This window comes from Lederbergia ruris (genome assembly GCF_018332955.1).
Classification (GTDB): Bacteria; Bacillota; Bacilli; order Bacillales; family Bacillaceae_C; genus Lederbergia; species Lederbergia ruris.
The window spans coordinates 106,416-122,399 of record NZ_BORB01000001.1; the positions used below are offsets into that span (position 1 = coordinate 106,416).

Annotated in this window: 16 protein-coding genes; 2 read left to right on the forward strand and 14 right to left on the reverse strand. The window is 37.8% G+C overall.

Annotated features, from left to right (window positions below; genetic code table 11):
* The first annotated feature begins 97 nt into the window (after positions 1-97).
* Positions 98-715, forward strand: coding sequence for a VrrA/YqfQ family protein (gene vrrA / locus KI363_RS00585; RefSeq protein ID WP_212964861.1), 618 nt, complete (start codon positions 98-100; stop codon positions 713-715).
* Between the two features lie 200 nt (positions 716-915).
* Positions 916-1,872: a 4-hydroxy-3-methylbut-2-enyl diphosphate reductase gene (locus KI363_RS00590; RefSeq protein ID WP_212964862.1), complete on the forward strand. Its 957-nt coding sequence runs from the start codon at positions 916-918 to the stop codon at positions 1,870-1,872.
* A 57-nt stretch (positions 1,873-1,929) separates the two neighbouring features.
* Here KI363_RS00590 and KI363_RS00595 read toward each other — a convergent pair whose 3' ends face one another.
* The 14 genes from KI363_RS00595 to KI363_RS00660 form a co-directional block, all read right to left on the reverse strand.
* Positions 1,930-3,048 (reverse strand): Nif3-like dinuclear metal center hexameric protein, encoded by a 1,119-nt coding sequence (locus KI363_RS00595; RefSeq protein WP_212964865.1) that lies wholly within the window; start codon positions 3,046-3,048, stop codon positions 1,930-1,932.
* A complete protein-coding gene (locus KI363_RS00600) occupies positions 3,045-3,752 on the reverse strand; it encodes a tRNA (adenine(22)-N(1))-methyltransferase (RefSeq protein ID WP_212964867.1) in 708 nt (235 codons plus the stop codon). The genes KI363_RS00595 and KI363_RS00600 overlap by 4 nt, the downstream gene beginning before the upstream one ends.
* A 193-nt stretch (positions 3,753-3,945) precedes the next feature.
* Entirely contained in the window at positions 3,946-4,299 is a 354-nt protein-coding gene (cccA, locus tag KI363_RS00605) for a cytochrome c550 (RefSeq protein ID WP_158322881.1), read from the reverse strand.
* Between the two features lie 144 nt (positions 4,300-4,443).
* Positions 4,444-4,983, reverse strand: coding sequence for a hypothetical protein (locus KI363_RS00610; RefSeq protein ID WP_212964869.1), 540 nt, complete (start codon positions 4,981-4,983; stop codon positions 4,444-4,446).
* 206 nt (positions 4,984-5,189) lie between these two features.
* Positions 5,190-6,314 (reverse strand): RNA polymerase sigma factor RpoD, encoded by a 1,125-nt coding sequence (rpoD, locus tag KI363_RS00615; RefSeq protein ID WP_158322878.1) that lies wholly within the window; start codon positions 6,312-6,314, stop codon positions 5,190-5,192.
* Between the two features lie 154 nt (positions 6,315-6,468).
* Positions 6,469-8,298, reverse strand: coding sequence for a DNA primase (dnaG, locus tag KI363_RS00620; RefSeq protein ID WP_158322876.1), 1,830 nt, complete (start codon positions 8,296-8,298; stop codon positions 6,469-6,471).
* Between the two features lie 149 nt (positions 8,299-8,447).
* Complete coding sequence (locus KI363_RS00625; RefSeq protein WP_158322874.1) at positions 8,448-8,927, reverse strand: YaiI/YqxD family protein; 480 nt, start codon at positions 8,925-8,927, stop codon at positions 8,448-8,450.
* Positions 8,928-9,129: 202 nt separating this feature from the next.
* Positions 9,130-9,939: a pyruvate, water dikinase regulatory protein gene (locus KI363_RS00630; RefSeq protein WP_158322873.1), complete on the reverse strand. Its 810-nt coding sequence runs from the start codon at positions 9,937-9,939 to the stop codon at positions 9,130-9,132.
* 65 nt (positions 9,940-10,004) lie between these two features.
* The gene (gene glyS, locus KI363_RS00635; protein WP_212964871.1) at positions 10,005-12,062 is read right to left on the reverse strand and encodes a glycine--tRNA ligase subunit beta; all 2,058 of its coding nucleotides are present in this window, start codon (positions 12,060-12,062) and stop codon (positions 10,005-10,007) included.
* Positions 12,055-12,945, reverse strand: coding sequence for a glycine--tRNA ligase subunit alpha (gene glyQ / locus KI363_RS00640; RefSeq protein WP_212964873.1), 891 nt, complete (start codon positions 12,943-12,945; stop codon positions 12,055-12,057). Before glyQ ends, glyS begins: the two co-directional genes overlap by 8 nt.
* 511 nt (positions 12,946-13,456) lie before the next feature.
* Positions 13,457-14,215, reverse strand: coding sequence for a DNA repair protein RecO (gene recO / locus KI363_RS00645; RefSeq protein ID WP_212964875.1), 759 nt, complete (start codon positions 14,213-14,215; stop codon positions 13,457-13,459).
* 54 nt (positions 14,216-14,269) lie between these two features.
* Positions 14,270-14,416 (reverse strand): YqzL family protein, encoded by a 147-nt coding sequence (locus tag KI363_RS00650; protein ID WP_082881215.1) that lies wholly within the window; start codon positions 14,414-14,416, stop codon positions 14,270-14,272.
* A 130-nt stretch (positions 14,417-14,546) separates the two neighbouring features.
* Positions 14,547-15,467, reverse strand: a complete 921-nt coding sequence (gene era / locus KI363_RS00655) for a GTPase Era (protein ID WP_212964877.1) — start codon at positions 15,465-15,467, stop codon at positions 14,547-14,549.
* A complete protein-coding gene (locus KI363_RS00660; protein WP_373306692.1) occupies positions 15,457-15,855 on the reverse strand; it encodes a cytidine deaminase in 399 nt (132 codons plus the stop codon). Before KI363_RS00660 ends, era begins: the two co-directional genes overlap by 11 nt.
* Positions 15,856-15,984: the final 129 nt, after the last annotated feature.

Consider the following 15,984-nt stretch of genomic DNA (forward strand, 5'->3'; position numbering starts at 1 on the left):
AACAAGAGATTCACAAATATTGGCCTTTAATGCTGGCGATTATCCAAACTTTTCTTGGATAGTTGCATAAATTAGCTGTAGGAAGGAGGTCATTTATTTGGCATTACGTAATCCGGGTCCGATGCCCCCAACAAGAATGGGTTGGCCTGCACGTGGTATCGGTCAATCAGGAATGTTTGGTCCAGGTCCTAGAGGGATGATGAGAGGGATGCCGTCTTTCGGTCAGCAACCAGGCTTATCAGCAAATAGAGGGTTATTAGCAAGATTATTCTCCAGACAGGCTGCACCTGAAGCCGCATCCATGTTTACCAGGGCTGGAGGAGCTCAACCATCCCTACTTCAGGGGCTTACGAATCCGCAAACGATCGGTAATTTCTTAGGGAAAACTCAGAATGTGTTAAATACAGCGCAACAAATCGGACCAATTATACAACAATACGGACCAATGGTAAGAAATCTTCCCGCAATGTGGAAGATTTATCAAGGGTTAACATCATCCGGGAATGATGAGGCTAAAGATGAATCAACCACTACAGAAAAACAATCAATAGATGATATACTACTAGATGAAAGCTCAAATGAAAGCACAGATGAACAGAAAAAAGAAAAAAGTAAAGAAGCAAAAACGGAAAAAAGTAAGAAAACAGAAACGGTCCCCCGTGAGAAAGAGCGGAAGAAGGGAGAATCGGTACCAAAATTATATATCCCATCGTAATAGCGTTTTAAGGATGAATAAGGATGAATAAGGATGAACTGCGCCGGCCTGGCGCTTCGTCTGCACTCATACATCCTGTATAACGCTATTCTAACCAACATCCTATTGGCCTCCTGAGTTTGGCTTTTTTATAGATGTCCTTTATAATAGGGATGAAGTTTAATAGATTACAGGCTAAAGCCTCAGTCAGGAGGATTGGGATGAAAGTTATTAAGATTACCCCACGAGGTTATTGTTATGGTGTTGTTGATGCCATGGTCATTGCTCGTAATGCTTCTTTGGATAAGACGTTACCGCGTCCCATCTACATTTTAGGGATGATTGTTCATAATAAACATGTCACTGACGCATTTGAGGAAGATGGAATCATTACATTAGATGGACCTAATCGGAAAGAAATCTTAGAAAAAGTGGATCATGGCACTGTTATTTTTACTGCTCACGGAGTTTCCCCGGAAGTGCGCGAACTAGCGAAGCAAAAAGGACTCACAACCATTGATGCAACCTGTCCTGATGTAACGGTCACCCATGACTTAATCAAAGAAAAAGAAAAAGAAGGCTATCACGTCATTTATATTGGTAAAAAAGGACATCCAGAGCCAGAAGGAGCTATTGGTGTTGCTCCCCATATCGTCCATCTAGTTGAAACACTGGAGGATGTAGAAAAATTAGACATTCAAAATAAAAAAGTTATTGTAACGAATCAAACGACAATGAGTCAATGGGATGTTCAAGCGATCATGAATAAAGTGCGAGAAAAATATCCACATGTCGAACAGCATAAAGAAATTTGTCTTGCCACCCAAGTAAGACAAGAGGCAGTGGCAGAACAAGCAGGTGAAGCGGATGTACTGATTGTAGTCGGTGACCCAATGAGTAATAATTCGAACCGCTTGGCACAAGTATCGAAAGAAATCGCCGGCACACCTGCCTACCGAATATCAGATGTCTCAGAAATTCAAATTGAATGGATTTTAAATGCCGAAACAGTAGCGATTACGGCTGGAGCCTCTACTCCGACACCAATAGTCCGTGAAGTAATGAAGTTCGTAGAACAATTTGATCCCTCTGATCAGACTACATGGGAGCGCGAACACAAAGTACCTTTAAATAAAATCTTACCAAGAATTACAAAAACATCACTTACTACCAGGTGATAGAAAAACACAAAATTCGTTATGAATTTTGTGTTTTTGTTTTGTGATCGGGAATTTTCATAAAAAAACAAATGGGTTTGTGTCTTCCTCAGATGGAAATATGTTCACATCAAGTTGACTACTTTCACATTCTTTCCTGAGAATTTCCGATACACCCTTCTTCATAATTTTTTCAACGTTGTGACCAGGATCGACAATATTTAAGCCCATATTCATCGCATCATGAGCTGTATGATAATAGAAGTCGCCTGTGACATACACATCTGCCCCTTTAAATTTCGCTTTAGAGAAGTATTTGTTGCCATCTCCGCCCAATACAGCCACTTTTTCTATTTTGTCATCAAGATTGCCTACTACTCGCACTCCAGGTGAATCTAAAACTTCTTTAGCAAACAGGGCAAAATCTCGAAGGGACATTGCTTCTTTTAACTCCCCGATTCTTCCCAGTCCAAGCTCCTCCCCTTTTAAAGCAAGGTTGTAGAGATCGTAGGCTGGTTCCTCATAAGGGTGTGCTCTCAACATGGCTGAGATAATTTTTTTCTCCGTTTCAACAGGATAGACAGTCTCTATTTTCACTTCTTGAACAGCCTCTAACTTCCCTTGCTGACCAATATGTGGGTTTGTATGATCGCCTGGTAAAAATCTCCCCGTCCCTTCTGCTGAGAAGGAACAATGACTATAATCCCCAATTGCTCCAGCTCCGGCTTCTCCCAAGGCAACACGTACTTGCTCCTCATGTTCAAACGGTACATATACAACTAACTTTCTTAATTGCTGTTCATAGGTTGGAACAAGAACAGAAGTATTTTCAAGCTGTAGAGCTTGAGCTAACATATCATTTACGCCACCCTTTGCTATATCTAAGTTTGTATGGGCGGCATACACTGTAATATCATGTTTTAGAAGCTTTTCCACCACTCTACCTTGTGACTGATCCGTTTGAATCTTTTTCATCGGTCGAAAGATCAGCGGATGATGAGCAATAATCAAATCAACCGCTTTTTCAATCGCCTCGTCGACAACATTCTCTAACACATCTAAAGCGATCATAATATTTTTCACAGGCTTCTGAAATGAACCCACTTGTAAGCCGATTGGATCCCCTTCAAACGCATACTTCTGAGGAGAAAACTGTTCAAATAATTGAATAATCTGGCCTACTTTCACTTCCTTCATATTAACTCCTCCTTCACCATTTTTATTTTTTGGATTAATGCTGCCTTTTTTGCTTCTGTTTCTTCATTCTTTTCTGCCTTGTTCAATTCTTGTAATACTTTTTCCCAGATTCGTAACTCAGCCTGCCATTTTTCCTTAAAATGAATGTTTCTCTTTTTCAATAAGTATGGTCCCAATAAAAATTCCTTGCTTAAATTCGTATAAGGAAGCGTCGGGTTACCAGGTTCCGCTACAAGAATTTCATAATATTTTCCTTCTTCTTCAATTAACCGTTCATCTACAAGCTGCCAGTTTTGCTCATAGAGCCACTTTCGTACCTTTTCGGCTGCTATGTTAGGCTGAAGGATCAAACGGCTTACAGAAGCTAATTTTTGCTTCTCAGCCCCTAATATCTCTGTAATTAAAGCGCCACCCATACCAGCAATGACAATACAATCTACTTGATCAGTGGATTGGAGAACTTCTAAACCATTTCCTTTTCGGACTGAAATTCTATCCGTGAGGTTGGCCGCCTCTACTTGTTTAAGGGCAGATTGATATGGTCCTTCAACGACTTCCCCAGCAATGGCATAAGGAACAATGCCCTTTTTCACAGCATAACATGGCAAGTATGCATGATCTGAACCAATATCGGCAATTTTCATATTCGGTTTAATAAAAGAAACAACTGTTTCCAATCTTTTGGAGAGTTTTTCAATATTCATTCCATCACCTTATATATAAGATCAAAGGCTAAATACGCGACGTCCTGTCGCAACGCCTTTGTGACCTACATCCTGTAGGCCTAAGATCAAAGGCTAAATGCGCGACGTCAATCACTTCGCCTTTGTGACCTGTGTCCTGCAGGTCTAAAGTTAAAAGAGTTCTTTGCAAAATGCAAAGAACTCTTCTTATTCATTATTTTAGATTTGAGACATATTCGGCCATTGCATCAATATTATCCGGAGGAACCAACCCCGCTGGCATTGCACTGCCTTTACCATTTTGTAAAATATCGGCGACTTCTTCTTTGGAAAGTCCAGTTCCATGAAGGGAAGGACCGCTGGCACCTTCTAGATTTTCTCCGTGACAACTAATACATGTTTTATTTGCAAATTCTTCAGGTTCAAAAGCGACTTCTTCTTCGCCGCCCTCTTCTCCTTCATTAGCTATTTCTTTAGCATCCCCAATCCCTTTAATCCCGAGGAAAAAAATGATAACAAATCCCATTGCGAAAATTAAAAAATAGGGAACGAGTGGATTACGTTTCACTACTTAAGCCCTCCTTGTCAGATCACTATGTATATAATATAAATTATGCTTCAAACAACTCTATTTTACTCGAAATAGGCAAAAAGTAAAAGCTTTTGCAGTAAAATTCATGTATTATTCAATATTTAGCCCAAAAAGGCTACCCTAAATGATAATTAATAGGATTAAAAATACCATGGCAATAAAACCTGATAAAGTAAAGAATAGCTTTTTTCCGACTAACCCACTGATCATCCAGATGATACAATTTGCTAGTAGAAGCCAATATAAGCTCATTGTCTTATTTTCAAAAAAAGCTCCATTGATTTGAACGGTATAAAAAAGTAATAAAAAAGCGGCTGTAATATAGACGAGCATAGGATTTAGATTTTTTTTACGAAAATAAAACCAACTAAAAATAAGGATGACGACAAAAATAGACAAGAAAAGCGTTTGCATTCCAAATGAAATAGCTGTAATATATGTTATTACAGCCATTCCTACAATACAGATTAACAGTAATAATGGCAAAATAGCTTCCCACTGAAATATTTTCTTGTTTCTTTTTCGTTTTTTCGGCTGTTGGCTTTCATCTCCTTGTGTATACAACGCGATAAGATAATCACAGTAATGCTCTGGAAGAATTTTATTTTCCTTCCAGAAATGGATTTCATTTAAAAGGACGGTTTTTTTGTCATCCTTCATAAGGAGTTGCCCCCTTTTTATGTTATTGTTAGAAAAGGGGAAATGAGCAAAAGTCTAAAGGTAAAAAAGTTTTTTAATTAACTAGATATATCTGTCTCGATTGGAGCATAACAATCCATTTCTTTTTTTCCTTAGTTCTGCCCATCCTCCTTAGCAAAGAAAAAGTTTACTTCCGAACCAGAAGTAAACCTGTCAAATGATCGGGATTATTCTAAAAAGTCTTTTAGTCGCTTGCTTCTGCTAGGATGTCTTAATTTTCTAAGGGCTTTGGCCTCAATTTGTCTTATACGCTCCCTTGTAACACCAAAAACTTTCCCTACTTCTTCAAGCGTGCGTGTACGACCATCATCAAGTCCAAAACGAAGTCTTAGCACATTTTCTTCTCGGTCTGTCAATGTGTCTAATACGTCCTCTAGCTGTTCTTTCAAAAGTTCATAAGCAGCATGCTCTGATGGTGATGTTGCTTCTTGATCTTCAATAAAATCACCTAAATGGGAATCATCCTCTTCTCCAATTGGTGTTTCTAAGGAAACAGGCTCTTGTGCTATTTTCAATATTTCACGGACTTTATCTGGTGTCATATCCATTTCTTCAGAAATTTCTTCTGGAGTTGGTTCACGGCCTAAATCCTGTAATAGCTGACGTTGCACCCTGATCAGTTTATTGATTGTTTCAACCATATGCACAGGAATCCGAATCGTTCTCGCTTGGTCGGCAATAGCTCTCGTAATAGCTTGACGAATCCACCATGTTGCATAGGTACTAAATTTGAAACCTTTATCATAATCAAATTTCTCAACCGCCTTAATGAGACCCATATTTCCTTCTTGGATCAAATCTAGAAACAGCATGCCGCGGCCTACGTAACGCTTTGCAATACTTACAACAAGTCGCAAATTCGCTTCAGCTAACCGTTTCTTAGCTTCCTCGTCACCTTGTTCGATCCGCTTAGCCAACTCAACCTCTTCTTCTGCTGACAGAAGGTCTACACGTCCTATTTCTTTCAAATACATTCTCACAGGGTCATTAATTTTCACACCAGGAGGAACACTTAAATCATTTAAATCAAATTCTTCCTCGTTTTCTTTTTGAATATCACTAACATTTGGATCCTCATCTTCAGCGGAATCCTCGACTAATTCTACCCCTTGATCCGTTAAATGCTCATAAAATTCATCCAGTTGATCAGAATCTAAGTCAAAATGACCTAGTTTCTCTCCAATTTTTTCATATGTTAAAGTTCCAACTTTTTTACCTTGTTCAATCAATTGCTCTTTCGCTTGATCTACAGTAAGTTCAGTTTCAGTGGAACGAGCTGATTTTTCAGCCATGCATTTTCCTCCTTCCAACATTAAGGCTAACATGGTGCTTCATGCGTAGATTAATGCCATTTTAGCTTTGTAAAATTCTTTTTAACAAAGGTTTGCTCTTACAGCGTAAAATATATTGTTTACTCATTGAAGTAAGGTATTAAGCAAAATAAAGTTAAAGAGATCGGCGTAATTCTAGGATTTCCTTAGCCAATTCTATTGCTTTTCCAAATTCTTTCTTTCGTTCAGCCGCTTTTTGTTCTGCTTGCTTTTCTTTTATCATTAACAATTTAGGATATTTCAACACATGGCTCACGTAATCATTTAACTCTTTCTCACTATATTCATGATCAACAGCCAACATCTCTATTTCAGAAACAATTTTTTGTAATTTTAAATCTGGAAGATAATTCATAAATAGACTAGAGTCAGGTTTATTTCCTTCCTCATAATAGCCAAGCAGATAGGTAACAATCGCTTGATGCTCGTCATAATGAAAAGCTCCATCCCCCATCATTTCCATGATTCGGTAAACTAATTCCTCTTGTTGCATCATTTTGGCAATGAGTTGCCTTTCAGCTAATGCGATTGCTGGCAATCGTTGTTGCCTAGGAAGATCTGCTTTTGGAGGTTCCGATCGTCGCTCCTCTGCCTGTTGCTTCTCCATTTCTTTCATGGCAGTGGGTTGGACCCGCTCATTTAGTTGGGACATTAAAGCTTCAAGAGACAGAGTAAATTCTTCAGACAACTGTCTTATATACATATCCCGTTCTACAGCGTTCCCTAGCTTGGCTATTTCTATGATGGCCCTATCGATAAAATCAAGTAAATCCCCCTCATTTTGAAGGTTTTTTCCTCTCCGAAAATAAAACAACTTAAAAGCCATCCATGTTTGGGCATTCCCTATTACATCCTCACGGAACTTTTCCGCTCCGTATTGCTGAATGTAATCGTCAGGATCTAATTTATCAGGCAATTGAGCTACGGTCACATTCATGCCGTACTTTTCTAGTAAAGAACCTGATTTAAAAGCAGCCTCCACCCCTGCATCATCCGAATCCAGACAAAGGACAATTGTATTCGATAATCGTTTCAACAACTGAATATGTCTTTCCGTTAAGGCTGTACCCATAAGGGCTACCCCATTGGAAACTCCCGCTCGATCGGCAGATATTACATCCGCAAAACCTTCAAATAATACTGTATATCCAAGCCTACGGATATGACTCCTTGCTTGATAGAAATTGTACAAAAGTGAGCTTTTATGAAAAAGTACTGTCTCTGGAGTATTTAAATACTTTGGATGATCTTCGTCTGAAAGGGCCCTTGCTGAAAATGCAACAATTTTCCCTTTTTCATTTAGCAGCGGAAACATAATTCGATTACGGAATCGGTCAACAAAAGCTTGATCTTTATTCCGCCGAGCTAGCAATCCGGCTTTTTCCATAGTTTCCAAGGAAAATCCATGCTTTTCTAAATAATTCACTGCGAAATTCCATTCAGGCAAAGAATAGCCAATATTAAATTTTTGGATACTCTCCTTGGTAAAACCTCTTTCAAGTAAATGATGAAGAGCATCGGTTCCTTCATTGGTGTTCAAGAGCAGATGATGGTAGAATTTAGTCAGCAATTCATGTGCCTTTATCATCTCAGCTTGATCGGGAGGTAAAGAACTTTGATTATGGTTATAAGTGTTGGGATCTATTTGAAGTTCTATATTTCCCTTAGCAGCAACCTTTTCGGCCGCTTCTTGAAAAGAGATCCCCTCCATTTCCATAATAAAAGAAAAAGCATTTCCTCCCATTCCACAACCAAAGCAATGAAAGATTTGCTTGTCCTGTGAAACAGAAAATGATGGAGTATTTTCACCATGAAAAGGACATAGTCCAAAATAATTACGGCCTTGTTTTCTTAGCTGAACGTATTCACTAATCACATCAACGATGTCAACCGATTGTTTTATCTCGGCAATCTTATCCTCAGGAATCCTTGCCACAAAGTCCATCTCCATCTATTAAAATTAAACTTATTATCTCTTCAAGAGGATGTTCAAAAAAGGATGAAAGGGATGATGAATTTTTTCATTTTTATCTAGTCTTCAAACATCCTCCATGGCAATGAAAATAGCAAAATAAATGTTTTCGTCATTTAATATTAATTCGACTTAAATGCTGATTCTCCTTCAAAATTCGACAACAATTCACAAAGAGTTTTTATGAACCTATTCCGATCATCATCAGTAAACATTTTAGGCCCCTTACCGTAGTTCCCTTTTTTTCTCTCCAATGCAGATAAGTAGCGAAAATCAAGGGCAGTTTGAATAGAGTCTTCTTTAAAGGTTTTCCCACGTGGTGAGATCACATGAACATTTCTCACGATCGCTAGGCTAGCTAAACCTATATCCTGTGTAATCAACAGATTGTTCGGATGAATATGATTTAAAATATAGAGATCCGCGGAATCTCTTCCAGGATCTACAAACACCCAATCTTCTCTATCATTTAAATCAGTTGGTTTATGATCATAGGAAGCAACAAAGCAAACATGCCAACCGTATTGATCTGCAGCTTTCTTTATTTCTGTTTTAACAGGACATGCATCTGCATCAACAAATATGCGTTTACTCTCTATAATTCTACATCACTCCGTTGATTCCTTCTTATTATGAAAAGTATTTAAGGAAACATGTCGTTTTTTCCCGTCCTAGGTAATTTTCCATTGTCCCTAGTGTATTCCTAAAAGTTTAGCTCTAAACCTTTTTCCAAGTATTTATTAAACACAAATTTATATTATAGCTTAAATTTAGTTGTTTTGCCATGATTAACAACTGAAGAGTCTAGCTTTTTTTGTGATTCATATAACTAATAATCAGATTAGCGGTTTCCTCAACCGCCTTATTCGTAACATCAATAATCGTGCATCCGATTTTTCGGGAGATTAAATCAAAATACTCCAACTCTTTTTTTATTCTTTCGATGTTCGCATAACTTGCATTATCATTTAATCCTAACGCGATTAATCTCTCTCGGCGGATATGATTCAATTTTTCTGGACTAATTTTCAAACCAATACATCTTTTAGGATCAACAGTAAATAACTCTTTTGGAGGATCTATTTCAGGAAGAACTGGAACATTGGCTACTTTAATGCTTTTTAAAGCTAAGTGTTGGGATAAAGGTGTTTTTGAGGTTCTTGAAACGCCAATTAGAATAATATCAGCCCTTAATAATCCCCGAGGGTCACGTCCATCATCATATTTAACGGCAAATTCAATCGCTTCAATCCGTTTAAAATAATCTTCATCTAACTTTCTTACTAAACCGGGTTCATTTAATGGAGCTCTTTCAAACTTCTTTTCAAATTTATCCATTAGGGGACCCATAATATCAATGCCATTAATCTGATGAAGGTGGGTCATCTTTTTCATATATTCTCTTATTTCTGGTTTCACTAGTGTATAAACAATCATGCCTTGATCCTTTATAGCTCTTGAAATGATTTGATCAATATCCTCCGTATTCTCGATATATGGATAACGTTTAATTAAGGCGTCCGAACCATTAAACTGCCTTAAAGCAGCGATTGTTACAAGTTCAGCTGTTTCCCCTACAGAATCCGATACTACATAAATGATAGGTTCTGTCACCTATTACACATCCCCTTTGAAAGGCTATCACCACATGGTGATAGCCTTTAATTTAGCTTTTGGCATTACTTCACGATTATTTTGTTCATATCTGCGAATTGATAGATGAGTTTAGCTAAGTTTTTCATTTGCGCCAAGCGATTTCTTTTCACTGATTCGTTTTCTGTCATGACCATTGTATGATCAAAATAGCTTGAAATCATCGGTTCTAGTGCGGCTAGTGCTTGATAATGAGCTTCCACAGAGTCTGCATGTTTTATAAGATCTTCTACCTGTTGCCATTCTTTATACAATGTCTTTTCATATTCGTTTTCAAAAAGCTTTTGATCAACGAATGTGGTTTCTTCTGCTTTACTTGCAATATTTAATACTCTTGATAACGACTCAACAACAGCTTTAAAATCTGGTTGCTGGCTGTTGCTCTCCAGCACTTCAGCTCTTTGCAGGATTTGTGGAATACTAGTCCACTCGCTGTCTAATATAGCTTCCACAATGTCATAGCGAATTCCTTTTTCTTCTAATAAATAGTTCAATCTTAGTCTGAAAAACTTTTTAAGTTGTTGGTAAACTTCTTGATTATTTTCTTGTTGACTCCCTTTTAGGGCTATTTCTAAAAGGGCTGGTAAGGTCACATTCCAGTTTTTTACCTGTAATATTTTTACAATCCCTGCCGCTTGTCGTCTAAGAGCATAAGGATCCTGTGAACCAGTTGGAATTAAGCCGATTGAAAAGGAAGAAACGATCGAATCCAATTTATCCGCTATGCTTATAACTGAGCCAATCATCGAACTAGGAACTGGATCTTCTGGATGAATTGGTTGGTAGTGTTCCTTGATCGCTTGAGCGACCTCGGGTTTCTCACCTTGAAGCAAAGCATATTTTTCACCCATAATTCCCTGTAATTCCGGAAATTCGTCAACCATATTCGTCACTAAATCAAATTTGCTAATTTCAGCTGCTCTGCTAATTAAAGCGTGCTCCACGTCTGTAACATCTAGTGTATGAGCGATTTCTTTTGCAATCCATGTTACTCTTTTTACTTTTTCTGAAAGTGTTCCAAGCTTTTCATGGTAAACAATATGATTTAACTTCTTTAGTGCTTGCTCAATCGTCAGTTTTTGATCTTCATGATAGAAGAAGTCCGCATCTTGCAAACGAGCCCTCAGTACTTTTTCGTTCCCCTTCATCACTTTTTCCAATTCTCGATGATCACCATTTCGAACAGCAATAAAATAAGGGAGTAAATGATGATCTTGATCTTCTACTGGAAAATAGCGTTGGTGTTCCTTCATAGACGTAATTAAAACTTCTTTCGGCAATTCAAGGAAACTTTTTTGAAAAGAGCCATAAAATGCCGTTGGATACTCAACAAGATTTGTAACCTCTTCTAATAACGGTTGGTCAATTGGAATAACCCATTGATGTTCTTCCGCTAGTTTGGCGATTTGTTCTTCGATTGCTGTTTTTCTTTTTTCATAGTCTGCGATCACATATTGGCTAAGTAATAATTGCTCATAATCTTTTGGTGATGTTAAATGAATTTCATTCCCTAAGAAACGATGTCCATACGTTTTGTTACCCGCATCTATATTTGCGATATTGAAAGGAATCACATTTTGGCCAAATAAAGCTACTATCCAGCGGATGGGGCGAATATAGCGCATGCTTAAATTACCCCAATGCATATTGTTTGGAAAATGAAGCGAAGTAATAATTTCTTTCAGATCCGGTAAGATTTGCTCTGTTGCTTGCCCCTTTTCAAATTTCTGGACGAAAGCATATTCCACACCTTTTATTTCTTTAAAGAAAATATCATCTACTTGGGCTCCCTGAGATTTTGAAAACCCTACTGCTGCCTTTGACCAATTCCCCTCCTGATCAAGAGCTATTTTCTTTGTCGGTCCCTTCACTTCTAATTCCGTATCTTGTTGGGATTCAGCAACATGGGATACGAGAACCGCTAATCTTCTTGGGGTCGAGAATGCCCGAACTTCGCCAAATTCTATTTTTCTTTCCGTTAACCATTCTTTTATTTTTCCCTGTAATTGGTCAATAGCATCTAATACAAATCTGGCAGGAATTTCTTCAAGACCAATTTCCAGCAATAAATCACGACTACTCATGACGGGCTTCCTCCTTTTGCTTTAGAATTGGAAAACCAAGTTTTTCCCGTTCCTCATAAAAGGTTTTGGCAACTTGTCTAGCCATATTTCTCATTCTCCCTATATACCCTGTTCTTTCTGTTACGGAGATAGCTCCTTTTGCATCCAGTAAATTAAAAACATGGGAACACTTTAGAATATAATCATAAGCAGGATGTACTAAACCATGCTCCATTTGCTCTTTAGCTTCCGCTTCATACGTGTTAAACAGATCAAATAACATTTTTTGATTCGATGTTTCGAATGCATACTTGGAATGTTCAAATTCTGGTTGATAAAAGATATCTCGGATTGTAAAGCCATTCGTCCATTCCAGATCAAATACATTTTCTTTATCTTGAATGTAAGAAGCTAACCTTTCGATGCCATAGGTTAATTCCACTGAGACTGGTTTACACTCCAATCCACCCACTTGTTGAAAATAAGTAAATTGCGTGACTTCCATCCCATCGAGCCACACTTCCCATCCAAGACCGGCACAACCGAGAGAAGGATTCTCCCAATTATCTTCTACAAAACGAATATCATGTTCTAATGGATCAATCCCAAGCGCTTTTAAAGAATCTAAGTACATTTCTTGGATATTGTCTGGAGATGGTTTCATAATGACCTGAAATTGATGATGTTGATATAATCGATTTGGATTTTCTCCATAGCGACCGTCTGCTGGTCTTCTAGATGGCTCTACATAGGCCACATTCCAAGGCTCAGGGCCAATAGCCCTTAAAAAAGTATAAGGACTCATCGTTCCCGCTCCCTTTTCTACATCATACGCCTGCATAAGAATGCATCCATAGTCTGACCAATGTTTTTGTAAGGTCAAAATCATTTCTTGAATATTCACTACTTTTCAGCCTCCATTTAAATTAGTAAAGCGTAAGCGCCCGTTTAGCGACGTACAAACTTTTTAGGGGCCTGACGAGATAAAGGAAACACGATGAACCCGAAGGGTGAATCGATGTTGACTTATCGTAGGAAGGCACCGAAAGTTTGCTAGTCGCTGGGCGCTGGAGCTAGATCATGCATTAGCCAAAATTTTATACTTCCTATTCAATTTAGAAAGTCCAGTCTAAATATCAAAAAACTCCCATCCTCTATGCTTCTTAAGCATAGGGACGAGAGTTTACCCGCGGTTCCACCCTATTTGCTACATCAGTAGCCAACTTTTTCAATCGCTGTTCAGGAATGCCGTTCACAGAAGTTTCATACCCGGCTTTCACCATCCCGGGGTCGCTAAAATGAAATCGTTTCTGCTACTTTTTTCCTTCTTCACAGCCTGAATAATTTTTCTTATAAGAAGAAAATAGCTGAAATTTGCGTAAAAGTCAATATTTACTCATTTTGAGATTAGAAAATTAGTCACTTAATTGATTCTTCCAACTCCCCAATTGATCTAAAAAGCGTTTTGTTTTCAAGTTTAGACCAGAATATTCATCATAATAAGTGGAAATAACGTCTCGAAGTTCTTTTTTCGTTCTCTCTTTTACTGAAATGGATCCTAGTCGATGGATATCAAAGAAATAAAATAATCTTAACAACTTTATCGTATTTTGTGAGACAGGAAAAAAATGGGGATCCTTTTGAAAACAGTCTTGGCAAATTAACCCATTTTCTTTAATAGAAAAACCAAATTGAGATTCAGTATTTCCACAAAGAACACAGTGATTCATCTCAGGGTATAATCCAAATACATTCAGCATTTTCATTTCGAATATATTCGTGACAATGTCAGGATCATACCCTTCATTAATGTAGATCAATGTTTGATAAAGTAACTCAAATAAAAATGGATTACTCTCTTTTTCTTCGGTACCCTTATCAAGCAGATCGACAATATAAGAGGCATAAGCTGTTTTAAAAATATCTTCTCTTATATAGCGAAGGGATGAAATCATTTCTCCTTGTTGAATCGTTCCTAAACCTCTTGTTCCGCTAATAACAAAATATCCGTATGTAAAGAGCTGGGAAACGCTGGATAACCGATTACTCGGTTTCTTAGCTCCCCTAGCCATTCCAGCGATTTTTCCAGCCTCTCTCGTGTAGATTGTCACAATTTTATTTGATTCCCCATAATCTGTCGTTCGAATGACAATACCTTCAAATTTATTGACCATTAATTGTTTATCCCCTTTCACTGTATTCACAGCATTCTGGGATAATTCACACGCTTAAGTCACTTGTGTGCAGTCTGCTTCGTCCGGATTTTCCCCACATGGCAGAATATTCAAATGCTCTTCTTTTTCAAGTTCTTTTAGAAGCAGATACGTATTGACATTACCTGTTTCTTTGAAAACTTTCCACGTGAATTCATACATTTTAAAATTCCCGCCTTTCCAAGTGATCAATCATTTTTCGCCTTCTCTAAAGATAAAGCCGAATAAGATTATTTTCTCATTATCTCTTAAAGCCATACTGCATAAAATTTGTCAAAATGATCAATGTGTCTCAATATTCCTCTTCTGTAAAACCATAATCACGTAAATGGAACGCTTTATTTCGCCAATCCTTTTGAACTTTTACCCACAATTCTAAATAAACTTTTGAACCAAGTAATTTTTCGATATCCTCTCTGGCTCGCATACCAATTTCCTTTAACATATTCCCTTGTTTTCCGATAATAATTCCTTTTTGCGAATCTCTTTCAACAATAATTGTCGCCATGACATCAATCATTTCTTTTCCTTTACGACTTTCCATTTTATCAATCATAACAGCAAGGGAATGTGGCACTTCTTCTCTCGTTAAATGAAGCGCTTTCTCACGGATCAATTCCGATACAATGAACCTTTCGGGATGATCAGTAACCTGGTCTGCAGGATAAAATTGGGGACCCTCGTCAAGTCGCATCTGAATTTGTTCGAGCAGACGTTCAACATTATTTCCTTCGATTGCGGAAATCGGAATAATTTCTGCGAAATCATATTTTTCTTTATATGTGTCTATAATGGTTAAAAGCATATCTGGAGAAATCAAATCAATTTTATTGATCACAAGAAAAACTGGCGTTTGGATTGCACTTAGTTTTTCTAAAATAAACTCTTCTCCTCGTCCAAACCCTTCTTCGGCATTCACCATAAATAAAATGAGATCTACTTCTTTTAAGGAACTCACTGCAATTTTCATCATGAAATCGCCTAATTTATGCTTTGGCTTATGAATACCTGGGGTGTCTATAAAAATCATTTGCGCATCATCTGTTGTTAAAACACCTTGCACTTTATTTCTTGTCGTTTGTGGTTTATCACTCATAATGGCAATTTTTTGACCGATGACCCGATTTAAAAAAGTCGATTTCCCTACATTCGGTCTACCAATGATAGAAATAAAACCAGATTTAAAAACTTTTTTTTCTTCATTACGATTCATCGTGCATATCCTCCGCTGTAAATGCAAATGGCAATAGTTCCTCGACTGTTGTTTGTTGTTGATCTCCTTGGAGATTGGTTAAAATAACGATCATATCCCTTGGACAGAACTCCGCTAAAACTTGACGACATGCTCCGCATGGAGGCACAGGCCGGGCCGTGTCGGCAATTACAAGTAATTTAGTAAATTCTGTTTCACCTTCAGAGATTGCTTTAAAAATCGCTGTCCGTTCTGCACAGTTCGTCATCCCATAAGATGCATTTTCAATATTGCATCCTGCAAAGACCTTTCCATCTCTGGTTAAAACAGCTGCTCCAACCGCAAATCGAGAATAGGGAACGTAAGCTCGTTCTCTTGCCTGACTTGCTGCTTCTACCAATTGTTCCATATTCAAATAGTTCTCCTCATCTTTCATAACTTATTTTACTACAAATCGATCAAAAAGTTATCATTTTCAAGAAAGTTTTTTGAACATTTCCATTTCATCGCCGGAAATGACCGTAAAATTATTTTACCG